A 24,673-nucleotide genomic window follows, 5' to 3' on the forward strand; every position below is an offset into this window, starting at 1 on the left:
CCGCCACGACGCGGCCGCCGTGGCGATCGGCAGGCGCGCCCTGGGGCACCCGATCCGGCGACGGACGGCACCGCCCCCTGCTCACCGGAGTGATGAGCAGGGGCATCGGACCGTCCAGGCCCGACCGGAGGCCCCGGGGCGTGAGGAACCCCGCCCCCGCATCCCCGGACCACGGACACGATCCGTGCACGCCGGACGCGGAGCGAACGCGGGAGACCAGGACGCCCAACACCGTTCGGAGCGTCCGGCTGAGCATGGGTTCTGGCAGCAGGACTCACTCCCGCTCAGTCTTTAGGAACGGTCGCTCAGTGGTTGCGCGGGAAGCCCAGGTCGACGCCGGTGGGGGCGTCCGCCGGGTCCGGCCAGCGGGTGGTGACGACCTTGCCGCGGGTGTAGAAGTGCGTGCCGTCGTTGCCGTAGATGTGGTGGTCGCCGAAGAGCGAGTCCTTCCAGCCGCCGAAGCTGTGGTAGCCGACGGGGACCGGGATCGGGACGTTCACGCCGACCATGCCGGCCTCGATCTCCAGCTGGAAGCGGCGGGCCGCGCCGCCGTCCCGGGTGAAGATCGCGGTGCCGTTGCCGAACGGCGAGCCGTTGATGAGGGCCACGCCCTCGTCGTACGTGTCCACGCGCAGCACGCACAGCACCGGGCCGAAGATCTCGTCCTGGTAGGCCTTGGCCGACGTGGGCACCTTGTCGAGGAGCGAGATGCCGATCCAGTGGCCGTCCTCGAAGCCCTCGACCGTGTAGCCGGTGCCGTCGAGCACGACCTCGGCGCCCTCGGCCGCCGCGCCCTCGACGTAGGACGCCACCTTGTCGCGGTGGACCTTGGTGATCAGCGGGCCCATCTCGGAGGTCGGGTCGTTGCCGGGGCCGATCTTGATCTTCTCGGCGCGCTCGCGGATCTTCTCCACCAGCTCGTCGCCGATGGCGCCGACCGCGACGACGGCCGAGATGGCCATGCAGCGCTCGCCCGCCGAGCCGTAGGCGGCGGACACGGCGGCGTCGGCGGCGGCGTCCAGGTCGGCGTCCGGCAGGACCAGCATGTGGTTCTTGGCGCCGCCCAGGGCCTGCACCCGCTTGCCGTTGGCGGAGGCGGTGGTGTGGATGTAGCGGGCGATCGGGGTGGAGCCGACGAAGGAGACGGCCTTGACGTCCGGGTGCTCCAGGAGCCGGTCGACGGCCACCTTGTCGCCGTGGACGACGTTGAAGACGCCGTCCGGGAGACCGGCCTCCGCGAGCAGCTCGGCGATCCTGATCGACGCCGACGGGTCCTTCTCGCTCGGCTTCAGCACGAACGTGTTGCCGCACGCGATGGCGATCGGGAACATCCACATCGGGACCATCGCCGGGAAGTTGAACGGCGTGATGCCGGCGACGACACCGAGGGGCTGGCGGATCGCCGCCACGTCCACGCGGCTCGCCACCTGCGTCGACAGCTCGCCCTTCAGCTGCACGTTGATGCCGCAGGCGAGGTCGACGATCTCCAGGCCGCGGGCCACCTCACCGAGCGCGTCGGAGTGCACCTTGCCGTGCTCGGCGGTGATCAGCTCGGCGATCTCGTCGCGGTGGGCGTCCAGCAGCGCGCGGAACTTGAACAGGATGGTCGTGCGCTGGGCCAGCGAGGACTGGCCCCAGGTGGCGTAGGCGTCCTTCGCGGCGGCGACCGCGGCGTCGACCTCGTCGACCGTCGCGAACGCGACCTTCGTGGTGACCGCGCCGGTCGCCGGGTCGGTGACCGGCCCGAACGTACCCGACGCCCCTTCGACGGTCTTGCCGCCGATCCAGTGGTTGACGATCTTCGTCATGCCCAGTTACTCCTTCACAGATGGCGGCGTCGGGTAGACACGTGCCGTTCGTACAGCTCACGGGCCTTGACCGCCGACGGGCGGGTCGCGGTCTCGGCCACAGGAACATCCCACCAGGCCTGCGCGGGGGGCGCCCCCGACACAGTGTCTGCGGTTTCCGTCTCCACGTAGACACATGTGGGAGTGTCGGCGGCGCGCGCCTCGGCGAGCGCCTCGCGCAGCTCGCGGACGGTCTTCGCGCGCAGCACCCGCATGCCGAGGCTCGCCGCGTTGGCGGCCAGGTCGACGGGGAGCGGGGCGCCGGTGAAGGTGCCGTCGTCCGAGGTGAACCGGTAGGCGGTGCCGAAGCGTTCGCCGCCCACGGTCTCCGACAGACCGCCGATCGAGGCGTAGCCGTGGTTCTGCACGAGCAGGATCTTGATCGCGATCCCCTCCTGCACGGCCGTGACGATCTCCGTCGGCATCATCAGGTAGGTGCCGTCGCCGACCAGCGCCCAGACGTTGCGCTCGGGCGCCGCCAGCTTCACGCCGAGTGCGGCCGGGATCTCGTAGCCCATGCAGGAGTAGCCGTACTCCAGGTGGTACTGGTCGCGTGAGCGGGCCCGCCACAGCTTGTGCAGGTCGCCGGGGAGCGAACCGGCCGCGTTGATGACGACGTCCGACTCGTCGACGAGCGCGTCCAGCGCGCCCAGCACCTGCGGCTGCGTCGGGCGCACGTCGGGCTCGTCGGCCTCGTAGCAGGCGTCGACGCGCTGCTCCCAGCGCTCCTTGTCCTCGGTGTACTCGGTGACGTACGGGTCCGCGACCCGATGGCCGTGGATCGCCAGGGCCTGGGTCAGCTCCTGGAGGCCGCTGCGGGCGTCCGCGATCAGCGGCAGGCCGGCCAGCTTGTGGCCGTCGTACGCGGCGATGTTGAGGTTGAGGAACCGGACCCCGGGGCGGGCGAAGAGCGTGCCGGAGGCGGTGGTGAAGTCGGTGTAGCGGGTGCCGACGCCGATCACCAGGTCCGCCGTGCGGGCCAGTTCGTCGGCCGTCGCGGTGCCGGTGTGGCCGATTCCGCCGACGTCCTGGGGGTGGTCCCAGCGCAGCGAGCCCTTGCCGGCCTGGGTGGAGGCGACCGGGATGCCGGTGGCCTCGGCGAACTCCGCGAGGGCCTCCTCTGCGCGGCTGTGGTGGACGCCGCCGCCCGCGACGATCAGCGGACGCTTCGCCGCCCTGATCGCGCGGACCGCCTCGGCCAGCTCGGTCGGGTCGGCGCCGGGGCGGCGGACCACCCAGGTGCGCTCGGCGAAGAACTCGTCCGGCCAGTCCCAGGCCTCGGCCTGGACGTCCTGCGGCAGGGCGAGGGTGACCGCGCCGGTCTCCACCGGGTCGGTCAGCACACGCATCGCCTGGAGGGCCGCCGGGATCAGGGCCTCGGGGCGGGTGACGCGGTCGAAGTACTTCGACACCGGGCGCAGGGTGTCGTTGACCGACACGTCTCCGGCGTACGGCACTTCGAGCTGCTGGAGGACCGGGTCGGCCGGGCGGGTCGCGAAGATGTCGCCGGGCAGGAGGAGGACCGGGATGTGGTTGATCGTGGCGAGGGCCGCGCCCGTGACCAGGTTGGTCGCGCCGGGGCCGATCGACGTGGTCACCGCGTGCGTGGACAGACGGCCCGACTGGCGCGCGTACCCGACGGCCGCGTGGACCATGGACTGCTCGTTGCGGCCCTGGTGGAAGGGCATCTCGTCGGCGTACTCGACGAGCGCCTGGCCGAGGCCCGCGACGTTGCCGTGGCCGAAGATGCCCCAGGTCGCGCCGATCAGCCGCTGCCGTACGCCGTCGCGCTCGGTGTACTGGGCGGCGAGGAAGCGCACCAGCGCCTGGGCGACGGTGAGCCTGGTGGTCATCGGTAACCCCCTGTGGTTTCTACGTGGTCCGGGTGGAAGCAGATCCGCCACTCCCGTGTCTCACCGGGCCCGGCCATGACGTTCAGGTAGTACATGGCGTGGCCGGGCTGGGCGATCGCCGGGCCGTGCCATCCGTCGGGGACGAGGACGGCGTCGCCGGAGCGGACCTCGGCGAGGACGTCCGCCCCGCCCGCCCGCGAAGGGGACACGCGCTGATAGCCGAAGCCGTTCGGGCCGTCGATCTCGAAGTAGTAGATCTCCTCCAGCTCCGATTCCTCGCCCGGCCGGTGCTCGTCGTGTTTGTGCGGCGGGTACGAGGACCAGTTGCCGCCGGGGGTGATGACCTCGACGGCGATGAGCTTGGCGCAGTCGAAGGCGTCGGCGGAGGCGAAGTTGCGCACCAGGCGGGCGCAGGTGCCGCTGCCGCGTTCCTCGACGGGGACCTCCGGCGCGGGGCCGTAGCGGGCGGGGAGTCGTCGCTCGCACTTCGCTCCTGCCAGGGCGAAGCGGCCTCCCGCGCCGGAGGCGATCTGGACCCGGGCGTCGCGGGGAACGTACGCGAAGTCGGTGACCGACGCGAAAACGCTCTCCCTGCCCAGGAGTTGGAACTCTTCATCCGCTGTTCGCACGGTACATCCGCCCTCCAGCGGAAGCACGATCCACTCGCTGTCCCCGGTGGTGAAGGAGTGGGCGCCGCCCGGCTCCAGCTCGACGATCCGCAGGCTGCTGTGGGTCCAGCCGGCCCGCTTCGGGTCGATGGCGAGCACATGGTCGGCGTCGGCGGTGGTACCGCGCGGGATGTACAGGTCGTCGCTCATCGTGCCCTCACAGCAGTCCTACGGCGGTGTCCACGGCGGCGGCCACGTCCCCGTCCGCCGGGTACAGCAGCGAACGTCCGACGACCAGGCCCCGGACGGTGGGGAGTTGCAGCGCGCCGCGCCACTTCTCGTACGCCCCGTCCTGGTCCTCCCCCACCTCGCCGCCCAGCAGCACGGCGGGCAGGGTGGAGGTGGCCATGACCTCGGCCATGTCGTCGGGGTTGTCGGTGACCGGCACCTTCAGCCAGGTGTAGGCGGAACTGCCGCCGAGGCCCGAGGCGATGGCGATGGACTTGGTGACGGCCTCGGCGGACAGGTCGTTGCGCAGCCGTCCCTCGGAGCTGCGGCGGGAGATGAACGGTTCGACGAAGACGGGGAGCCGGCGGGCCGCCATGGCGTCGATCGCGCGGGCGGTGGACTCCAGGGTGTTCAGGGAGCCCGGGTCGTCGTAGTCGATGCGCAGGAGCAGCTTGCCGGCGTCGAAGCCGAGGCGCTCGATGTCCTCGGCGCGGTGGCCGGTGAAGCGGTCGTCGAGTTCGAAGCTGGCGCCCTGGAGGCCGCCCCGGTTCATCGAGCCCATGACGACCTTGCCGTCGAGGGCGCCGAGCAGCAGCAGGTCGTCGAGGATGTCGGCGGTCGCGAGGACGCCGTCGACGCCGGGCCGGGAGAGCGCCAGGCAGAGCCGTTCGAGGAGGTCGGCGCGGTTGGCCATGGCCAGCCTGCGGCCGCCGACGCCGAGCGCGCCGCGGGCGGGGTGGTCGGCGGCGACGATCATCAGCCGGCCGCCCCGGTCGAGCAGCGGGCGCCGGGTGCGGCGGGCGGCAGCCTCGGCGATCGCCTCGGGGTGGTGGCTGCGGGTGCGGACGAGTTCAGCGATGTCGACGGTCACCGGACGGCTCCTGCCGTGAGCGCCGCCTCGACCTCGTCCGCTGTCGGCATGGCCGAGGAGCACTCCAGGCGGGAGGCGACGATCGCGCCGGCCGCGTTGGCGTGCCGCATGATCGTCTCCAGGTCCCAGCCGGCGAGCAGGCCGTGGCAGAGGGAGCCGCCGAAGGCGTCACCGGCGCCGAGGCCGTTGAGGACGTTCACCGGGAGCGGGGGGACCTCGGCGGACTCGCCCGCGCTGTTGACGGCGAGGACGCCCTTGGGGCCCTGCTTGACGACGGCGAGTTCGACGCCGGCGTCGAGGAGGGCGCGGGCGGCGGCGTGCGGCTCGCGCACCCCGGTGGCGACCTCCACCTCGTCGAGGTTGCCGACGGCGACGGTGGTGTGCTTCAGCGCCTCGGCGTAGAAGGGGCGGGCCGCGTCCGGGTCGGCCCAGAACATGGGGCGCCAGTCGAGGTCGAAGACGGTGATGCCGGCCTTTGCGCGGTGGGTGAGGGCCGCGAGGGTCGCCGTACGGCTGGGCTCCTCGCTCAGTCCGGTGCCGGTGACCCAGAAGACACGGGCCTCGCGGATGGCGTCCAGGTCCAGGTCGTGGGCGTCGATCTCCAGGTCCGGCGCCTTGGGCTGCCGGTAGAAGTAGAGCGGGAAGTCGTCCGGCGGGAAGACCTCGCAGAAGGTGACGGGGGTCGGCAGCCCGGGCACCGGGGTGACCCAGCGGTCGTCGACGCCGAAGCCGCGCAGGGCCTCGTGCAGATAGGTGCCGAAGGGGTCGTCGCCGGTGCGGGTGATCACCGCGGTGTCGCGGCCGAGGCGGGCGGCGGCGACGGCGACGTTGGTCGCGGAGCCGCCGAGGAACTTCCCGAAGGACGTGACCTGCGGGAGCGGCACACCCGTCTGCAGCGGGTAGAGGTCCACTCCGATCCGCCCCATCGTGATCAGGTCGTACGCCATCGGCTTCCCTTCGCTTCGACTCCTCCCCGGTTGTAATGCCGCACCCCGAGCCCTGTCAATGTTTTGTCCAGACATTCGGACCAGACCTTGACACCCCTTGTCGCGACCCGCACTCTGGCGGCCATGACGTCGTTGTCACCGCAGCCCTCGCTCTCGCGCATCCGGATCGGATCGGCCCCCGACTCCTGGGGTGTCTGGTTCCCCGACGACCCCGCCCAGGTCCCCTGGCAGCGCTTCCTCGACGAGGTCGCGCAGTCCGGCTACGAGTGGATCGAGCTGGGCCCCTACGGCTATCTGCCGACCGATCCGGCGGTCCTCACCGAGGAGGTCTCCCGGCGTGGCCTGAAAGTGTCGGCCGGCACGGTCTTCACGGGCCTGCACCACGGCGAGGAGGTCTGGGAGAAGACCTGGGCGCATGTCGCGGACAACGCGGTGCTGGCCCAGGCGATGGGCGCCTCCCACCTCGTGGTCATCCCGTCCTTCTGGCGGGACGACAAGACCGGTGAGGTACTGGAGCCGGACACCCTGACGGCCGGGCAGTGGCGCAACCTGACCTCGCTGACCGAGCGGCTGGGACGGGAGGTGCGGGAGCGGTACGGACTGAAGATCGTCGTCCACCCGCACGCCGACACCCACGTCGACACCGAGGAGAACGTCGTCCGGTTCCTGGACGGCACCGACTCCGACCTGGTCTCCCTGTGCCTGGACACCGGGCACTACGCGTACTGCGGCGGCGACAGCGTCAAGCTGATCGAGACCTACGGCGAGCGGATCGGATACCTGCACCTCAAGCAGGTCGACCCGGAGATCCTCGCGGACGTGCGGGCCAAGGGGACGCCGTTCGGGCCGGCGGTCGCCCAGGGCGTGATGTGCGAGCCGCCGTCCGGGGTGCCGGCACTGGGCCCCGTACTGGAGGCGGCGCAGAAGCTGGACGTCGACCTGTTCGCGATCGTCGAGCAGGACATGTACCCGTGCGACCCGGACAAGCCGCTGCCGATCGCGCGGCGGACGCGGGCGTTCCTGAGGTCCTGCGGAGCGTAGGCCCCTGGCGGGGCGGGGTGTTTGTGTCACCCCGGCCACAGAAGTCCCTTTCGCGTCACACCTGTCACGGGACGTCCACAAAGCCTCCCTTCGTGGTCACCGTGTGTCGCCGATCGGGCACAGAGAGGGTGATCGCCAGCGCAGGCGCGGAATCCCCCCGGACGGCCTCCCGGTCGCCGTCCGCGCCGGCAGGGAGGTGCCCCCATGACCGACCGACGGCTCTGGTCCTACAAGGAGATCGCGGCGCACATCAAGGTGCAGCCGGACACCGTGCGGTCCTACCGCAAGCACGGACTGCTGCCCCCGCCCGACCACGTGGAGGGCGGCAAGCCCTACTGGTACGTCGACACCGTCCACGCCTGGGTGGCCTCCCGACCGGGCAACCGGGCCCGCGGACTCGGGTAGCCGGCGGGTTTCAGGCCCACGGCTCGATGACCGTGACGCCCGCCCCGGGCGCCGTGCCCATCGCCGCCAGCGCGGCCGGTACGGCGTCCAGTGCGATCGTCGAGGTCACCAGCAGGTCGGGGCGGAGCACGCCCGCCCGGACCAGCTCCAGCATCTCCGGGTAGGCGTGGGCGGCCATGCCGTGGCTGCCCAGCAGTTCGAGTTCCAGGGCGACGGCGCGGGCCAGCGGGACGGGTGTCGTGCCGTCCGCCGACGGCAGCAGGCCGACCTGGACGTGCCGGCCGCGGCGGCGCAGGCCGTTCACCGAGGCCGCGCAGGTCGCGGGCGAGCCCAGGGCGTCGAGGGAGAGATGGGCTCCGCCGCCGGTCACCTCGCGCACCGCCGCCGCCGTGTCCGGGGTGTCCCGCGCGTCCACGCACTCCGCCGCGCCGAACGTCCGTGCCAGCTCCAGGGCGCGCGGCGAGACGTCGACGGCGACGACCCGCGCCCCCGAGGCCGCCGCGATCATCACCGCCGACAGTCCCACCCCGCCGCAGCCGTGCACGGCCACCCACTCCCCCGCCGCGACCCGGCCCTGCCGCACGACCGCCCGGAACGCGGTGGCGAACCGGCAGCCGAGGGAGGCGGCGGTGCCGTGGGAGAGGCCGTCGGGGAGGGCGACCAGGTTCACGTCGGCGTGGTCCAGCGCCACGTACTGGGCGAAGGAGCCCCAGTGGGTGAAGCCGGGCTGGCTCTGGCGTTCGCACACCTGGTGGTCGCCCGCCGCGCAGGACGGGCAGGCGCCGCAGCCGCACACGAAGGGCACGGTCACCCGGTCGCCGGCCTTCCAGCGGTCGACCCGGGCCCCCACCTCCTCGACCACCCCGGCGAGTTCATGGCCCGGGACGTGCGGCAGGGTGATGCCGGGGTCGTGCCCCATCCAGCCGTGCCAGTCGCTGCGGCACAGCCCCGTGGCCTCGACGCGCACCACCACCCCGTGCTCCGCGGGCCGCGGGTCGGCCACCTCCCGCACCTCGGCCGGCTCGCCGTACCTCTCGAACACCACAGCCCGCATGCGCCTTCACCCCGCCCTTCGTCCGGCTCCGCATCGCAGATCATCGCGAACGCTAGCCCGGAGCGCGCCCGGCCGGACGAGGACCCTCCTTGGGAAATACCCCCTAGGGGTATAATGTCGGAGTAGTGGAGGCCCTTCCGTGGACCCCCTCAGCCCCACCCGCCTCGATGAGGAGTAACGACATGACCGCCCCCACCGACACTCCAGGTACCCTCACCACCGTCTACAAGGTGAGCGGCATGAGCTGCGGCCACTGCGAGGGCGCCGTCTCCGGGGAGATCTCCCAGATTCCCGGCGTCAGCTCGGTGAAGGCCGTCGCCTCCAGCGGTGAGGTCACCGTGGTCTCCACCGCCGCCCTGGACGAGGAGGCCGTGCGGGCCGCCGTCGACGAGGCCGGCTTCGAACTGGTCGGCAAGGCCTGAGCACCCCACGCATTCCCCCTGACCGGGCCCTGCCGACCAGCTGATACTGGCTCCGCACGGTCCGGTCCGTCGTCTGGAGCCCGGACATGACCAGCACCACCACCGCCGAGACACCGATAACCACCGAGACAACCGGGACAGCCGAGGTCGAGCTGATCATCGGCGGGATGACCTGCGCCTCCTGCGCGGCCCGCGTCGAGAAGAAGCTCAACCGCATGGAGGGCGTCACCGCGACGGTCAACTACGCGACCGAGAAGGCGAAGGTGACCTATCCCGCCGGGATCGTGGTCGCCGACCTGATCGAGACGGTCGTGAAGACCGGCTACACCGCCGAGGAGCCCGCGCCTCCCGCACGGCAGGAGGCCCCGCCGGCCGACGCGGATCCCGAACTCACGGCCCTGCGCCACCGCCTCGTCGTCTCCGCGCTGCTCGCCGTGCCCGTCGTGCTGCTCGCGATGGTCCCGGCGTTCCAGTTCGACAACTGGCAGTGGCTGTCGCTGACCCTCGCCGCGCCCGTCGTGGTCTGGGGCGCCCTGCCCTTCCACAGGTCGGCCTGGACGAATCTGCGGCACGGCGCCTCCACCATGGACACGCTCGTCTCGCTCGGCACGCTGGCCGCCTTCGGCTGGTCGCTGTGGGCGCTGTTCTTCGGCGACGCGGGCATGCCGGGCATGCGACACCCCTTCGAGCTGACCGTCTCCCGCACCGACGGCTCCTCCGCGATCTACCTGGAGGTCGCCGCCGGTGTCACCGCCTTCCTGCTGCTCGGCCGCTACCTGGAGGCCCGCTCCAAGCGGCGCGCCGGGGCCGCCCTGCGCGCGCTGATGGAGCTGGGCGCGAAGGACGTGGTCGTGCTGCGCGGCGGCCGGGAGGTGCGGATCCCGGTGGACCGGCTGGCCGTCGGGGACCGGTTCGTCGTACGGCCCGGAGAGAAGATCGCCACCGACGGGACCGTCGTCGAGGGCGTCTCCGCCGTGGACGCGTCCATGCTGACCGGGGAGTCGGTGCCGGTGGACGTGGCGGCCGGGTCCCCGGTGACGGGCGCGACGGTGAACGTCGGTGGACGGCTCGTCGTGGAGGCCACCCGGATCGGCGCCGACACCCAGCTGGCCCGGATGGCGAAGCTGGTCGAGGACGCGCAGACCGGCAAGGCCGAGGTGCAGCGGCTGGCCGACCGGATCTCCGGGGTGTTCGTCCCCGTGGTGCTGCTGATCACGGCCGCCACCTTCGGGGCCTGGCTGGGGCTCACCGGTGACACCGTCGCCGCGTTCACGGCCGCCGTCGCCGTCCTGATCATCGCCTGCCCGTGCGCCCTGGGGCTCGCCACGCCGACCGCGCTCATGGTCGGCACCGGGCGGGGCGCCCAGCTCGGGATCCTCATCAAGGGCCCCGAGGTCCTGGAGTCGACCCGCCGCGTGGACACCGTCGTCCTGGACAAGACCGGCACCGTCACCACCGGCCGGATGACCCTCCAGGAGGTGTACGCCGCCGAGGGCACCGACGAGACGCTGCTGCTGCGGCTCGCGGGCGCCCTGGAGCACGCCTCCGAACACCCGGTCGCCCGGGCGGTGGCCGTGGGCGCCGAGGAACGGGCCGGGCGGCTGCCGGCGGCCGAGCACTTCGAGAACGTGCCCGGGCGGGGCGTCCGGGGGCGGGTCGAGGGCCATGAGGTGGCCGTGGGCAGGCTGTTCGACACGCTGCCCGAGGAGCTGGCCCGTGCCAAGGACACCGCCGAGCGGGGCGGGCGTACGGCCGTCGTCGTCGGATGGGACGGGGCGGCGCGCGGGGTGCTCGCCGTGGCCGACGCGGTCAAGGACGGCAGCGGTGAGGCGGTGCGGCAGCTGCGCGCGCTGGGGCTCACGCCGGTACTGCTGACCGGGGACAACCGGACCGTGGCCGAGACGGTCGCCGCCGAGGTCGGCATCGACGAGGTCGTCGCGGAGGTGCTGCCGGAGGACAAGGTCGACGTGGTCAAGCGGCTCCAGGGCGAGGGGCGGGTGGTCGCGATGGTCGGGGACGGCGTCAACGACGCGGCCGCGCTCGCCACCGCGGATCTGGGACTGGCGATGGGGACCGGGACGGACGCGGCGATCGAGGCGAGCGATCTGACGCTGGTGCGCGGGGATCTGCGGGTCGCCGCCGACGCGATCCGGCTGTCCCGGCGGACACTGGCGACCATCAAGGGCAACCTGGTGTGGGCCTTCGGATACAACGTGGCGGCGCTGCCGCTGGCCGCCGCGGGGATGCTCAATCCGATGCTCGCGGGGGCGGCGATGGCGTTCTCGTCGGTCTTCGTGGTGACGAACAGTCTGCGGCTGCGGACGTTCCGCTGACACCGGGAGGAAGACGCCCGAAGTTACCGGCGGTTAGGCGATATCCGTAACAATCGTGCCCCTGGAGTCCTGCGCGAGCCTCACATAAGCTCTTCACAAGGCTCGCGCATCATCCTTACGCATGGGCCCCGATCGCTGTATCCGGGCTCTTGCGTATCTATCAGGACATATGCAAGAGACACAGATCACAGTGATGTGAACGTAACCATCGAAGGGGTTCGAAGGTCTAAGTTGACGGTGTCAGGAAGCGTCTTGGGGGGCGCCGACTGGCATCTGGGGATGTCTTGGGGGACTTCCTCAGAGATGCGTTGCCGGGGCACGCACACCGGGAAGCTTTGAGCGGCCCTCCCGGCGTGCGCTGTCCCGGCAGATCGCACACGACGGCAGGAGTGCGGCGAGTTCTGCTCGTTCCGCTCAACCCCTGCCGTCGTCGTTCCACAACCGCATATGGCACCAGCGAATTCAGGCGCTGTGTCCTCACAGACGCCCGGCCGGATCCCGTGGGGGGAATCCGCACCGGGACATGGGAAGGCGCCCTGGTCGTCGGCCCGTGGGGGGACCGGCGCACCAGGGCGCCTTCTGTCATGCGCGCACGTCGTATCGCGTGCCGACCACACGAACAGGGGCCGCCCTGACGGACGGCCCCTCAGCCCGCGGTCGCACATTCCACCGCAACGGACACCGGCGGAAGCACCCCGCGAGGCCCCCCGCCGGCAGGCGTCAGCGCTGCTCGACCGGAACGAAGTCGCGCTCGACCACGCCGGTGTAGATCTGGCGCGGGCGGCCGATGCGGGAGCCCGGCTCCTTGATCATCTCGTGCCACTGGGCGATCCAGCCCGGCAGACGGCCGAGGGCGAACAGGACCGTGAACATCTCGGTCGGGAAGCCCATGGCCCGGTAGATCAGGCCGGTGTAGAAGTCGACGTTCGGGTAGAGGCTGCGCGAGACGAAGTAGTCGTCGGAGAGCGCGTGCTCCTCCAGCTTCAGCGCGATGTCCAGCAGCTCGTCGGACTTGCCGAGGGCCGAGAGGACGTCGTGCGCGGCGGCCTTGATGATCTTGGCGCGCGGGTCGAAGTTCTTGTAGACCCGGTGGCCGAAGCCCATCAGGCGGACGCCGTCCTCCTTGTTCTTCACCTTGCGGATGAAGGAGTCGACGTCGCCGCCGGAGTCGCGGATGCCCTCCAGCATCTCCAGCACCGACTGGTTGGCGCCGCCGTGCAGCGGGCCCCACAGGGCGTTGATGCCGGCGGAGATCGAGGCGAACATGTTCGCCTGCGAGGAGCCCACCAGACGGACCGTGGAGGTCGAGCAGTTCTGCTCGTGGTCGGCGTGCAGGATGAGCAGCTTGTCCAGGGCGGCGACCACGGTCGGGTCGAGCTCGTACTCCTGGGCGGGGACCGAGAAGGTCATGCGCAGGAAGTTCTCGACGTAGCCGAGGTCGTTGCGCGGGTAGACGAACGGGTGACCGATCGACTTCTTGTACGCGTACGCCGCGATCGTCGGAAGCTTGGCGAGCAGACGGATCGTGGAGAGGTTGCGCTGACGCTCGTCGAACGGGTTGTGGCTGTCCTGGTAGAACGTCGACAGCGCCGAGACGACCGACGACAGCATGGCCATCGGGTGGGCGTCGCGCGGGAAGCCCTTGTAGAAGTTCTTGACGTCCTCGTGCAGCAGGGTGTGCTGCGTGATGTCGTTCTTGAAGGAGGCCAGCTCGTCGACGGTCGGCAGCTCGCCGTTGATCAGCAGGTAGGCGACCTCCAGGAAGGTGGAGCGCTCGGCCAGCTGCTCGATCGGGTAGCCGCGGTACCGCAGGATGCCCGCTTCGCCGTCCAGGTAGGTGATGGCGGATTTATAGGCGGCGGTGTTGCCGTACCCGCTGTCCAGGGTCACGAGACCGGTCTGGGCGCGGAGCTTGCCGATGTCGAAGCCCTTGTCGCCGACGGTGCTGTCGATCACCGGGTAGGTGTACTCGCCGTCGCCGTACCGCAGTACTACAGAGTTGTCGCTCACGTCATCCCTCACCGACGTTGTGCCTCTTCTTCGAGGTGCCCTGACTGTCTCTACCATCCCCCATTTGGCGCAGGAGAGTGCACTCGGGGTCGACCATTGGGCTTATCGACGGCACTCAGTGCCGCCAACTTGCTCATCCTGCCGCCTTCGTCCTGCTTCCGGAAGTGCCTTGTGACCTTCACGACTCATTTGATCGATCATTTTTTCCGTTCCCTCACGGAGAGGAGCCCGAGAGGCGGAAATCGAGGGCCGTGCAGCGCCGGCCGGCCGACACGGTGCGCACCGCCTGGGCGATCGCCTTGCGTGAACCGACGAGGACGACCAGCTTCTTCGCCCGGGTCACCGCTGTGTACAGCAGATTGCGCTGGAGCATCATCCATGCCCCGGTCGTGACGGGGATCACCACGGCGGGATATTCACTTCCCTGTGAACGGTGGATGGTGACCGCGTACGCGTGGGCCAGTTCGTCCAGTTCGTCGAAGTCGTACGGCACCTCCTCGTCCTCGTCGGTCAGCACCGTCAGACGCTGGTCGACCGGATCGAGCGAGGTGACCACGCCCACGGTGCCGTTGAAGACACCGTTCTTCCCCTTGTCGTAATTGTTGCGGATCTGAGTGACCTTGTCTCCGACGCGGAAGACCCGGCCGCCGAACCGCTTCTCCGGAAGGTCGGGGCGGCCGGGGGTGACCGCCTGCTGGAGCAGCCCGTTGAGCGTGCCGGCGCCGGCGGGCCCGCGGTGCATCGGCGCGAGGACCTGGACGTCCCGGCGCGGGTCCAGACCGAAGCGGGCCGGGATGCGGCGGGCGGCGACATCCACCGTGAGCCGGCCGGCCTCCTCGGTGTCGTCCTCGACGAAGAGGAAGAAGTCCTTCATGCCGTCGGTGACCGGATGCTGCCCGGCGTTGATCCGGTGCGCGTTCGTCACCACGCCCGACTGCTGGGCCTGGCGGAACACGCGTGTGAGGCGCACCGCCGGGATGGGGCTGCCGTCGGCGAGCAGATCGCGCAGCACCTCGCCCGCGCCGACGCTGGGCAGTTGGTCGACGTCCCCGACGAAGAGCAGATGGGCGCCCGGGGGTACGGCCTTGACCAGCTTGTTGGCCAGCAGCAGGTCCAGCATCGACGCCTCGTCGACGACCACCAGGTCGGCGTCGAGCGGGCGGTCGCGGTCGTAGGCCGCGTCCCCGCCGGGTTTGAGTTCCAGCAGGCGGTGGACGGTGGAGGCCTCGGCGCCGGTCAGCTCCGAAAGGCGCTTGGCGGCCCGGCCGGTGGGGGCGGCGAGGACGACCTTCGCCTTCTTGGCGCGGGCCAGCTCCACGATCGAGCGCACGGTGAAGGACTTGCCGCAGCCGGGTCCGCCGGTGAGGACGGCGACCTTCTCGCTCAGCGCCAGCTTCACGGCCGCCTCCTGCTCGGGCGCGAGATCGGCCCCCGTACGGTCCCTCAGCCACGCCAGCGCCTTGTCCCAGGCCACCTCACGGAAGCCCGGCATCCGGTCCTCTCCGGTGCGCAGCAGGCGCAACAGCTGCGCCGACAGGGAGAGTTCGGCCCGGTGGAAGGGGACCAGGTAGACGGCGGTCACCGGGTCACCGCCGTCCGGGTCGGGCACCTTCTCGCGGACGACGCCGGGATCCTCGCCCTCCTCGGGCTCCCCCGCCAGCTCCGCGAGGCACTCGATGACCAGGCCCGTGTCGACCTGGAGGAGCTTGACCGCGTCGGCGATCAGCCGCTCCTCGGGCAGGTAGCAGTGGCCCTGGTCGGCGGACTGCGACAGGGCGTACTGAAGGCCTGCCTTGACGCGCTCCGGGCTGTCGTGCGGGATGCCGACGGACTGCGCGATCCTGTCGGCGGTGAGGAAGCCGATGCCCCAGACGTCGGCCGCCAGCCGGTAGGGCTGGTTCTTCACCACGGAGATGGAGGCGTCGCCGTACTTCTTGTAGATGCGCACGGCGATGGACGTGGACACCTCGACGGTCTGGAGGAAGAGCATGACCTCCTTGATCGCCTTCTGCTCCTCCCAGGCGTCGGCGATCTTCTTGGTGCGTTTGGGGCCGAGGCCGGGGACCTCGATCAGGCGCTTCGGCTCCTCCTCGATGATCTTCAGGGTGTCGAGGCCGAAATGCTGCGTGATGCGGTCGGCGAAGACCGGGCCGATGCCTTTCACCAGTCCGGATCCCAGGTAGCGGCGGATGCCCTGGACGGTGGCCGGTAGAACGGTGGTGAAGTTCTCGCAGATGAACTGCTTGCCGTACTGCGGGTGTGAGCCCCAGCGGCCCTCCATGCGCAGGGACTCGCCGACCTGGGCGCCGAGCAGCGCGCCGACGACCGTGAGGAGGTCGCCGCCGCCTCGGCCGGTATCGACGCGCGCGACCGTGTAGCCGTTGTCCTCGTTGGCGTACGTGATGCGCTCCAGGACGCCTTCGAGCACGGCCGGACGCCACTCACCGCTCCCCGTTGGTTGGGCCATGATGCGACCGTACCGCCCGGGTCCGACAGCGGCGGCGGGCCGTGGGCGAAGAGGCGTCAGCCGGCCTGCGAGACCACGTGGTCGATCACCTTCTTGAACTCATCGGTCGGGGAGAACTCCACGAACTCGCAGTCCTCCAGGGCCAGCGGGACATGACCGGGCGCCCAGTAGTAGGCCTGGCCGGCCTCGTAGAGTTCCTCGCCCGTGGGCGTCAGCATCCGCACGCGGCCCTTGAGCAGGTAGCCCCAGTGCGGGCACTGGCAGGCGTCGTCGGGCATGCCCTTGAGCGCGGGGCCCATGTCCGTGCCCTGCGGCAGGCGGATGTAACCGACCGACATACCGCCGCCGATCGGCATCATGCGCAGCTCCACCCCGTCGCCCTCGAGGGCCAGGGGGACGTCGTTCCGACTCGCCGAGGTCATGGCTCCTCCGCTTCCGGCCGTGCGGGCCTTGAGAGAGCTCCCCCTGCTTCCAGCGTGGACCCGCGCCGCCCGGCCCGCGACCACGCTCATCTGAGCGCACTTCATCACGGTTCGATTTCGGCCACGCGAGGGGCTTGATTCACGCCGGTGTAATCGATTCCAATCCTCCGTACACATCGATGTAATCGATTCCACGCCCGTTCACGGCGTGCCCTGTCGAACCCACGAGGAGGTGGACCGGCGATGGCGAGCATCAAGGACGTCGCCGCCGAGGCGGGCGTCTCCGTCGCCACGGTGTCCCGCGTCCTGAACGACCACCCGTCGGTCAGCGAGGACGCGCGCACCCGGGTACTGGCCGCCGTCGAGACCCTGGGCTACCGCCCGAACGCCGTCGCCCGGTCGCTGCGCACCGACCAGACCCGCACCCTCGGCCTGGTCATCAGCGACGTGATGAACCCCTACTTCACCGAACTGGCCCGCTCCGTCGAGGAGGAGGCCCGCGCGCTCGGCTACAGCGTGATCATCGGCAACGCCGACGAGCGGCCCGACCTCCAGGACCACCACGTACGGACGCTGCTGGACCGCCGGATCGACGGTCTGCTCGTCTCCCCCACCGACGGCGGCTCGCCGCTGATGCTGGACGCCGCGCGCGCGGGGACGCCGATGGTCTTCGTCGACCGGTGGATCCCGGGCGTCGAGGTGCCGGTGGTCCGGGCGGACGGACGGGCGGCCGTACGGGACCTGGTCGCGCATCTGCACGGACTGGGGCACCGCAGGCTCGCCATCATCGCGGGCCCGGCCGCCACCACCACCGGCAGCGAGCGCGTCGAGGCCTTCCGCGACGCCATGGCCGAACACGGACTCCCGCTGCCCGACGCGTACATAGGGCAGGGCGACTTCCAGGCCGAGAGCGGACGCCGGGTCACCGAGGGCTTCCTCGACCTGGCCGAGCCGCCCGAGGTGGTCTTCGCCGCGGACAACCTGATGGCGCTCGGCGCGCTGGACGCCGTACGCGCGCGTGGGCTGCGCGTTCCCGACGACATCGCGCTCGCCGCGTTCGACGACATCCCCTGGTTCGTGCACACCGATCCGCCGATCACCGCCATCGCCCAGCCCACGGGCGAGCTGGGCCGGGCCGCCGTGCGCGCGCTCGTCGACCGCATCGAGGGCCGGACCCCACGGTCCGTCACCCTCCCCGCCCGTCTCGTCGTACGCCGCTCGTGCGGCGAGAACCCTGCACAGGACCCCGCTGTGCAGCCCCCCGTACAAAGGAGCCAGTCGTGAGCAACCCGGACGAGTTGCTGCGCATCGAGGGCATACGCAAGACCTTCCCGGGCGTGGTCGCGCTGGACGGCGTCGACTTCGACCTGCGCCGGGGCGAGGTGCATGTGCTGCTCGGTGAGAACGGCGCGGGCAAGAGCACCCTCATCAAGATGCTCTCCGGCGCCTACCGCCCCGACGCCGGGCGGATCCTGGCCGGCGGCGAGGAGGTGCGCATCCACGGCGCGCAGGACTCCGAGCGCCTCGGGATCGCCACCATCTACCAGGAGTTCAACCTCGTACCCGATCTGACGGTCGCCGAGAACATCTTCCTGGGACGGCAGCCGCGCCGCTTCGGGATGATCGACCGCAAGCGGATGGAGGCCGAGGCCGCCGTCCTGCTGGAACGGGTCGGCGTGAACGTGTCCCCACGCGCGCGTGTACGTGAACTCGGCATCGCGCGCCTCCAGATGGTCGAGATCGCGAAGGCGCTCAGCCTGGACGCACGCGTACTGATCATGGACGAGCCGACCGCCGTGCTGACCTCCGAGGAGGTCGAGAAGCTCTTCGGGATCGTGCGCAGGCTGCGCGAGGACGGCGTCGGCATCGTCTTCATCACGCACCACCTGGAGGAGATCGCCGCCCTGGGCGACCGCGTCACCGTCCTCCGCGACGGCCGCAGCGTCGGCCAGGTCCCCGCCTCCACCCCCGAGGACGAGCTCGTACGGCTCATGGTGGGCCGTTCCATCGAGCAGCAGTACCCGCGCGAGCGCGCCGACACCGGCGCCGCCCTGCTGTCCGTCGAGGGGCTGACCCGCGACGGCGTGTTCCACGACGTCAGCTTCGAGGTGCGCGCCGGTGAGGTCGTCGGCATCGCGGGCCTGGTCGGCGCCGGTCGTACCGAGGTCGTCCGGGCGGTGTTCGGGGCGGACCCCTACGACCGGGGCTCGGTGTCGGTCGAGGGCGCCCGGGTCCCCCGCTCCGACGTGAACGCGGCCATGGCCGCCGGGATCGGGCTGGTGCCCGAGGACCGCAAGGGGCAGGGGCTGGTGCTCGACGCCTCCGTCGAGGAGAACCTCGGGCTGGTGACCATGCGGTCGGCCACCCGGGCCGGGCTCGTCGACCTCAAGGGCCAGCAGGCGGCCGCCGACCGGATCGCCAAGCAGCTCGGGGTGCGCATGGCGGGCCTCGGCCAGCACGTGCGCACGCTCTCCGGCGGCAACCAGCAGAAGGTCGTCATCGGCAAGTGGCTGCTGGCGAACACCAGGGTGCTGATCCTCGACGAGCCGACGCGCGGTATCGACGTCGGCGCCAAGGTCGAGATCTACCAGCTGATCAACGAGCTGACGGCCGCCGGGGCCGCCGTCCTGATGATCTCCAGCGACCTGCCCGAAGTGCTCGGAATGAGCGACCGGGTCCTGGTGATGGCGCAGGGCCGGATCGCCGGTGAACTCCCCGCCGGGGAGGCCACCCAGGACGCGGTGATGGCGCTCGCCGTCAGCACCCCCGCCACCCCCGCCGCATCCAACACCATCGCTACTACTGAATCGGAGGCCGGCCGTGGCCGCTGACACGCTCAAGAGCACAACGGGCGCCGGTGGCGCCGCGGCGGTCCGCCGTCTGCTCCTCGACAACGGCGCGCTCACCGCGCTGATCGTCCTCGTCATCGCCATGTCGGCGCTGTCGGGCGACTTCCTCACCACCGACAACCTGCTCAACGTGGGTGTGCAGGCCGCCGTGACGGCGGTCCTCGCCTTCGGTGTCACGTTCGTCATCGTCTCGGCGGGCATCGACCTGTCGGTCGGCTCGGTCGCGGCGCTGTCGGCCACCGTGCTGGCGTGGAGCGCCACCGAGCAGGGCGTGCCGGTCCCGATAGCGGTCCTCCTGGCCATCGTCACCGGCATCGCGTGCGGTCTGGTGAACGGTTTCCTCATCGCGTACGGCAAACTGCCGCCGTTCATCGCGACGCTCGCGATGCTGTCGGTGGGCCGCGGTCTGTCGCTGGTGATCTCCGAGGGCTCCCCGATCGCCTTCCCCGACTCCGTCTCGCACCTCGGGGACACGCTCGGCGGCTGGCTGCCGGTGCCCGTGCTGGTGATGATCGTGATGGGTCTGATCGCGGCGTTCGTGCTCGGCCGGACGTACATCGGCCGCTCGATGTACGCCATCGGCGGCAACGAGGAGGCGGCCCGGCTCTCCGGGCTGCGGGTGAAGAAGCAGAAGCTCGCCATCTACGCCCTGTCGGGTGTGTTCGCCGCCGCCGCGGGCGTCGTGCTCGCCGCCCGGCTGTCCTCGGCGCAGCCGCAGGCCGCCGACGGCTACGAACTGGACGCGATCGCCGCGGTCGTCATCGGCGGTGCCTCGCTCGCGGGCGGCACCGGCAAGGCGTCCGGCACGCTGATCGGCGCGCTGATCCTGGCGGTGCTGCGCAACGGCCTCAACCTGCTGTCCGTGTCGGCGTTCTGGCAGCAGGTCGTCATCGGTGTCGTCATCGCGCTGGCCGTGCTGCTGGACACCGTGCGCCGCAAGGCGGGTGTGACCCCGGTGGCCGCCGGTACCGGCGGCGGCAAGGGCCGGCAGGCGATGACGTACGGGCTCGCGGCCGTGGTCACCGCGGCGATCGTCGGCGCGACGTCGTTCCTGCACGGCGGTACCTCCGCGGCTGCCGCTCCGAAGGTCGGCCTGGCGCTGTCCACGCTCAACAACCCGTTCTTCGTGCAGATCCAGTCGGGTGCGAAGGCCGAGGCGAAGAAGCTGGGTGTCGACCTGACCGTCACCGACGCCCAGAACGACGCCTCGCAGCAGGCCAACCAGTTGCAGAACTTCACCAGTTCCGGCGTCGACGCGATCGTCGTCAACCCGGTGGACTCGGACGCGGCCGGCCCGTCCGTGCGCGCCGCCGACCAGGCGAAGATCCCGGTCATCGCGGTCGACCGCGGCGTCAACAAGGCCACGGTGGACGCGCTGGTCGCCTCCGACAACGTCGCCGGCGGTGAGCTGGCCGCGAAGACCATCGCCGAGAAGCTGGGCGGCACCGGCAAGATCGTGATCCTTCAGGGGCAGGCGGGCACCTCGGCGGCCCGGGAGCGGGCGGAAGGTTTCGCCAAGGGTCTGAAGGCGTACCCCGGCATCCAGGTGCTGGCCCAGCAGCCGGCCGACTTCGACCGCACCAAGGGCCTCGACGTGATGTCGAACCTGCTCCAGGCCCACCCGGACGTCCAGGGCGTCATCGCCGCCAACGACGAGATGGCGCTCGGCGCGATCAAGGCGCTCGGCGCCAAGGCCGGCAAGTCCGTCCAGGTCGTCGGCTTCGACGGCACCCCGGACGGTCTGAACGCCGTCAAGGGCGGCACGCTGTACGCGTCCGTCGCGCAGCAGCCCTCGGAGTTGGGCAGGATCGCGGTGGACAACGCGCTGAAGGCGCTCCAGGGCAAGAAGGTCGAGGAGACGGTGAAGGTGCCGGTGAAGGTGGTCACGAAGGAGAACGTGACCGGTTTCAGCGGCTGAGGTCCGGAACGCGGCCGGGTGGCTCACGACGAGCCGCCCGGCCGCTCAACCGTTCGATCGGTCGGACCGGTTGAACTGGTCGGATCGGTCGGACCGGTCCGATTGGTTGGACAGGTTGGATCGGTCGGAGCGGTCCGACTGGTTGGACAGGTTGGATCGGTCGGGCCGGTCCGATTGGCTGGACCGGTTGAATCGGTGGGAGCAGCGCGATCGGTCCGATCGGTTGCATTGGTGCGATGGGGAGTCAACTCATGTACGACTACGACCTTCTGGTCGTAGGGTCGGCCAACGCCGACCTGGTGATCGGCGTAGAACGGCGGCCCGGGGCCGGGGAGACGGTCCTCGGGTCCGACCTGGCCGTCCACCCCGGCGGCAAGGGCGCCAACCAGGCGGTCGCCGCCGCCCGCCTCGGCGCCCGTACGGCGCTGCTGGCCCGGGTCGGCGACGACGCCCACGGACGGCTGCTGCTCGACTCGCAGCGGGCGGCCGGCGTCGACACGATCGGTGTGCTGGTGGGCGGGGCGCCGACCGGGGTCGCGCTGATCACGGTGGACCCGTCCGGCGACAACAGCATCGTCGTCTCGCCGGGCGCGAACGGCCGGCTGACCCCGCAGGACGTGCGGGCGGCGGGCAGCCTCTTCCACGCCTCGCGGGTGGTCTCGGCACAGCTGGAGATCCCGCTGGAGACGGTCGTGGAGGTGGTGCGCAGCCTGGCGCCCGGCAGCCGCTTCGTGCTGAACCCCTCCCCGCCGCGCCCGCTGCCCACCGAGATCCTCGCGGCCTGCGACCCGCTGATCGTCAACGAGCACGAGGCGAAGGTGCTCCTCGGCGAGGCGGCCGTGGGCGACGAACCCGAGGACTGGGCGCGGCTGCTGCTGGCGAAGGGCCCCCGGTCGGTGGTGGTGACGCTGGGTTCCGAGGGAGCGCTGGTGGCGTCCGCGGAGGGCGTCACACGCGTGCCGTCGGTGCGGGTGGACGCCGTGGACACGACGGGCGCCGGCGACTCGTTCACGGCGGCCCTGGCGTGGAAGCTGGGGGCGGGTTGCGCTCCGGCCGAGGCGGCGGCGTACGCGGCCCGGGTCGGGGCGGTGGCGGTCACCCGGCGGGGCGCGCAGGAGTCGTTCCCCACGGCGGAGGAGGTGGCCGCGCTGTGAAGAAGGCGGGCATCCTCAACCGTCATCTCTCCGGCGCGCTCGCGGAGTTGGGCCACGGGGACGGGGTGCTGGTGTGCGACGCCGGCATGCCGATACCCGATGGCCCGCGCGTCGTCGACCTCGCCTTCCGCGCGGGTGTGCCGTCCTTCGCGGAGGTCCTGGAGGGCCTGCTCGCCGAGCTGGTCGTCGAGGGCGCGACGGCGGCGGAGGAGATCCGGACGGCCAACCCCTCGGCCGCCTCCCTCCTGGACACCCACTTCCCCGAACTGACCCTGGTCCCGCACGAGCGGCTGAAGAGCCTCTCGGCGGGAGCCCGCCTGGTGGTACGGACGGGAGAGGCCCGCCCGTACGCGAATGCGCTGCTGCGGTGCGGGGTGTTCTTCTGACGCGCGCTGACGAACCGCGCGAAGCCCCACGGGAGCCTGGTCGGATGACCGGGCCCCTTCGCTTGCCTCGCCGCTGTCCGAAATCGCGTCAAGTCGCGGTCAGCCGCGTTGCGTACGCAACCGGCGATGCGAAAGCATGCGTGAACAGGCCATTGACGCTTGCGTGACGCGTGGGGGTGGAGGACGTGAAGTTCAACTGGCGCCACCTTCCATTTGCGCTTCAATGACGGGTCGGTCACCGTTCCACCGAACGCCCCCGTATTCCCGTAAGGATGTCAATGTCGACGCTGATGCGCGCTCCGCGAGAATGTGGTTCATGGTTCTGGGATCTCGAAGAGACAGGGTCTGCCGGCTTGGAACCCGCCCTTGCCGTGGCTACCAGAATGACAGGAGTCCTGGCGAGGCACGACCTTTTGACGCCACACAAACTCGAATACGACTGGTACGTGCTGGGGTCTGGCGGCATCGGCATCCGCTCCCAGTTGGCGCTCACCGTCCCCCTGGGGGACTGTCGACTGCCGGATCGGGTCATCAGCAGCCGGCCGTCGGGGTACCCAAAGGCCGATGTCGATGACATTCATGTAGTCGGGTCAGGAATCTGGCTCGATGCCGAAGGAGAACGCCGTCGAGAGCCCGGACTGATCGACCTTTCCGTCTCTCCGGCTCCTGTGGGCTTGTCCGCCACGCTATCGGTGCATCACGACATCTGGGGCTGGTTCGACTTTTCTGGACGCCCTCATCCCGAGGTGTATCGAGGTAACGCTCCGCGGCTGGCAGCAGCTCTGCAGGAGCTCAACTCCACTCTGGGAGTGCAGGGCGAGCCAGGTGAAGTCACCTACTTCGGCTTCGCAACGGAATCCGGCATCGGCACTCCGGACGCCCTTGCAGACGGAAGTGGTCCGAATGTCACGGACCGGCTCTGACTTCCTCGACAGGTGCTGTCCATGATGTACCACCTGATGACCCGCGCCGACGATGCGCCTTCACGTCTGCCCGCGATCCTTGCCGAAGAGTTCCGCGTCACGTTGGCAGAGACTGATGTGTCGGCAGGATCGGAGTGGGAGGACAGGAACTGGGACGCCGTGGTCACATGCGAATACGAACCTCTTCAGGGTGACTTGTCCTGGTCACTGACTATCTACGCGGCCAACGAGGTCCGGCATCAGCCGTCGGAGGCGGCACTGGCCTCGGCGGTGGCCCGAAGTCTCTCCGCTTCGGTGTTCGTCGAGTGGGACTCCAGGTTTCCCTGGATGCGAAGGGTAGCGCTGCCTGAAGGCGGTCACACACTGGCTCGGGTGACGCAGTCGGGGGAGGATGGCCCCGGGTACTCGGTGGATGCCGCGGAATCGACCATCCCGGACGTTCCGCATGTCCCTGTGATGCGCCTCCCTGAGGTGGTACAGGCATACGACATTCCCACTCCGATCACGGATTCCGTCGAATGGGTCGGAATCGACAAGGGGTCCGGTGACCTCGCAACCCTCGTCCGCAACTGGGAACGTTTGTGCTCACGGCTGCGTACCGGCTGGCCTCCCGAAGGATGGTATTCGGCAACCCTGTACCGAGAGGACCTCGAATTCAGAAGTCGTCTCGATACAGAAATGGAGGCGCTCCCTCCCGAGGTAGACAAGAGCACTCTCCAGGAAGTCGTGGAGAAACTGGATTTCATCTATCGGAATTCGACTTCCGACGACGGCGGCTTGGCCCTTTCCGCGGCGCTGGAGGAGAGTCCCGAAAAGCTGTCGAGGCGGCCATGGTATTGGCGCCGTCGTCCTCTGGACTTGCCTTGGCTCGAGGCCGGACCGAACGAAAACGAGACACAACCCTTGTAACGGCGGACGAATACAGCGTGCGCGCT

Annotated in this window: 20 protein-coding genes and 1 pseudogene; 12 read left to right on the forward strand and 9 right to left on the reverse strand. The window is 70.4% G+C overall.

All coding sequences use genetic code 11. From position 1 onward, the window contains the following. A pseudogene (locus ALMP_RS21005) lies at positions 1-295 on the forward strand (IS200/IS605 family accessory protein TnpB-related protein); the annotation flags it as partial. A gap of 10 nt (positions 296-305) precedes the next feature. Here the strand turns inward: ALMP_RS21005 and mmsA are convergent. Genes mmsA through iolC form a run of 5 tightly spaced genes read right to left on the reverse strand, consistent with a single transcriptional unit; the run spans position 306 to position 6,354 of the window. Next, the gene (mmsA, locus tag ALMP_RS21010; protein ID WP_264930578.1) at positions 306-1,808 is read right to left on the reverse strand and encodes a CoA-acylating methylmalonate-semialdehyde dehydrogenase; all 1,503 of its coding nucleotides are present in this window, start codon (positions 1,806-1,808) and stop codon (positions 306-308) included. 14 nt (positions 1,809-1,822) lie between these two features. Continuing rightward, positions 1,823-3,700, reverse strand: a complete 1,878-nt coding sequence (gene iolD / locus ALMP_RS21015) for a 3D-(3,5/4)-trihydroxycyclohexane-1,2-dione acylhydrolase (decyclizing) (RefSeq protein WP_264930580.1) — start codon at positions 3,698-3,700, stop codon at positions 1,823-1,825. Continuing rightward, a complete protein-coding gene (gene iolB, locus ALMP_RS21020) occupies positions 3,697-4,518 on the reverse strand; it encodes a 5-deoxy-glucuronate isomerase (RefSeq protein WP_264930582.1) in 822 nt (273 codons plus the stop codon). Before iolB ends, iolD begins: the two co-directional genes overlap by 4 nt. 7 nt (positions 4,519-4,525) lie before the next feature. Then, on the reverse strand, positions 4,526-5,407 hold the full coding sequence (locus tag ALMP_RS21025) for a deoxyribose-phosphate aldolase (RefSeq protein WP_264930584.1): 882 nt from the start codon (positions 5,405-5,407) through the stop codon (positions 4,526-4,528). Beyond that, the gene (iolC, locus tag ALMP_RS21030; RefSeq protein ID WP_264930586.1) at positions 5,404-6,354 is read right to left on the reverse strand and encodes a 5-dehydro-2-deoxygluconokinase; all 951 of its coding nucleotides are present in this window, start codon (positions 6,352-6,354) and stop codon (positions 5,404-5,406) included. Before iolC ends, ALMP_RS21025 begins: the two co-directional genes overlap by 4 nt. Positions 6,355-6,477: 123 nt before the next feature. Between iolC and ALMP_RS21035 the strand changes: the two genes are divergently transcribed. Both ALMP_RS21035 and ALMP_RS21040 read left to right on the forward strand, forming a co-directional pair. Continuing rightward, positions 6,478-7,395 carry a sugar phosphate isomerase/epimerase gene (locus ALMP_RS21035; protein WP_264930587.1) on the forward strand — a complete coding sequence of 306 codons (918 nt, stop codon included), beginning with the start codon at positions 6,478-6,480 and terminating at the stop codon, positions 7,393-7,395. Between the two features lie 204 nt (positions 7,396-7,599). Next, positions 7,600-7,800, forward strand: coding sequence for an AlpA family transcriptional regulator (locus ALMP_RS21040; RefSeq protein ID WP_264930588.1), 201 nt, complete (start codon positions 7,600-7,602; stop codon positions 7,798-7,800). Positions 7,801-7,810: 10 nt separating this feature from the next. Here the strand turns inward: ALMP_RS21040 and ALMP_RS21045 are convergent, their stop codons facing one another. After that, the gene (locus tag ALMP_RS21045) at positions 7,811-8,854 is read right to left on the reverse strand and encodes a zinc-dependent alcohol dehydrogenase family protein (protein ID WP_264930590.1); all 1,044 of its coding nucleotides are present in this window, start codon (positions 8,852-8,854) and stop codon (positions 7,811-7,813) included. Positions 8,855-9,036: 182 nt separating this feature from the next. Between ALMP_RS21045 and ALMP_RS21050 the strand changes: the two genes are divergently transcribed. Beyond that, positions 9,037-9,276: a heavy-metal-associated domain-containing protein gene (locus ALMP_RS21050; RefSeq protein WP_264930599.1), complete on the forward strand. Its 240-nt coding sequence runs from the start codon at positions 9,037-9,039 to the stop codon at positions 9,274-9,276. 86 nt (positions 9,277-9,362) lie between these two features. After that, positions 9,363-11,609: a cation-translocating P-type ATPase gene (locus ALMP_RS21055; protein ID WP_264930600.1), complete on the forward strand. Its 2,247-nt coding sequence runs from the start codon at positions 9,363-9,365 to the stop codon at positions 11,607-11,609. 720 nt (positions 11,610-12,329) lie between these two features. Here ALMP_RS21055 and ALMP_RS21060 read toward each other — a convergent pair. From ALMP_RS21060 to ALMP_RS21070, 3 genes are all read right to left on the reverse strand, one after another. Beyond that, a complete protein-coding gene (locus tag ALMP_RS21060) occupies positions 12,330-13,619 on the reverse strand; it encodes a citrate synthase (RefSeq protein WP_264930601.1) in 1,290 nt (429 codons plus the stop codon). Between the two features lie 214 nt (positions 13,620-13,833). Continuing rightward, on the reverse strand, positions 13,834-16,086 hold the full coding sequence (locus tag ALMP_RS21065; protein WP_264930602.1) for an ATP-dependent RecD-like DNA helicase: 2,253 nt from the start codon (positions 16,084-16,086) through the stop codon (positions 13,834-13,836). A gap of 56 nt (positions 16,087-16,142) precedes the next feature. Next, complete coding sequence (locus ALMP_RS21070) at positions 16,143-16,508, reverse strand: hypothetical protein (protein WP_264930604.1); 366 nt, start codon at positions 16,506-16,508, stop codon at positions 16,143-16,145. Positions 16,509-16,751: 243 nt separating this feature from the next. On the opposite strand from ALMP_RS21070, the gene ALMP_RS21075 reads away from it, so the two are divergent. The 7 genes from ALMP_RS21075 (at position 16,752) to ALMP_RS21105 (ending at position 24,647) form a co-directional block, all read left to right on the forward strand. Next, complete coding sequence (locus tag ALMP_RS21075; RefSeq protein WP_264930606.1) at positions 16,752-17,792, forward strand: LacI family DNA-binding transcriptional regulator; 1,041 nt, start codon at positions 16,752-16,754, stop codon at positions 17,790-17,792. After that, the gene (locus ALMP_RS21080; protein ID WP_264930608.1) at positions 17,789-19,339 is read left to right on the forward strand and encodes a sugar ABC transporter ATP-binding protein; all 1,551 of its coding nucleotides are present in this window, start codon (positions 17,789-17,791) and stop codon (positions 19,337-19,339) included. Before ALMP_RS21075 ends, ALMP_RS21080 begins: the two co-directional genes overlap by 4 nt. Then, positions 19,329-21,275, forward strand: coding sequence for a substrate-binding domain-containing protein (locus ALMP_RS21085; protein WP_264930609.1), 1,947 nt, complete (start codon positions 19,329-19,331; stop codon positions 21,273-21,275). Before ALMP_RS21080 ends, ALMP_RS21085 begins: the two co-directional genes overlap by 11 nt. 251 nt (positions 21,276-21,526) lie before the next feature. Then, complete coding sequence (locus tag ALMP_RS21090; RefSeq protein ID WP_264930957.1) at positions 21,527-22,429, forward strand: ribokinase; 903 nt, start codon at positions 21,527-21,529, stop codon at positions 22,427-22,429. Continuing rightward, positions 22,426-22,815: a D-ribose pyranase gene (gene rbsD / locus ALMP_RS21095; protein WP_264930611.1), complete on the forward strand. Its 390-nt coding sequence runs from the start codon at positions 22,426-22,428 to the stop codon at positions 22,813-22,815. The genes ALMP_RS21090 and rbsD overlap by 4 nt, the downstream gene beginning before the upstream one ends. Before the next feature lie 278 nt (positions 22,816-23,093). After that, positions 23,094-23,738 (forward strand): hypothetical protein, encoded by a 645-nt coding sequence (locus ALMP_RS21100; protein WP_264930613.1) that lies wholly within the window; start codon positions 23,094-23,096, stop codon positions 23,736-23,738. Positions 23,739-23,759: 21 nt separating this feature from the next. Beyond that, entirely contained in the window at positions 23,760-24,647 is an 888-nt protein-coding gene (locus ALMP_RS21105; RefSeq protein ID WP_264930614.1) for a hypothetical protein, read from the forward strand. Positions 24,648-24,673: the final 26 nt, after the last annotated feature.

This window comes from Streptomyces sp. A012304, assembly GCF_026008495.1.
Taxonomy (GTDB): Bacteria; Actinomycetota; Actinomycetes; order Streptomycetales; family Streptomycetaceae; genus Streptomyces.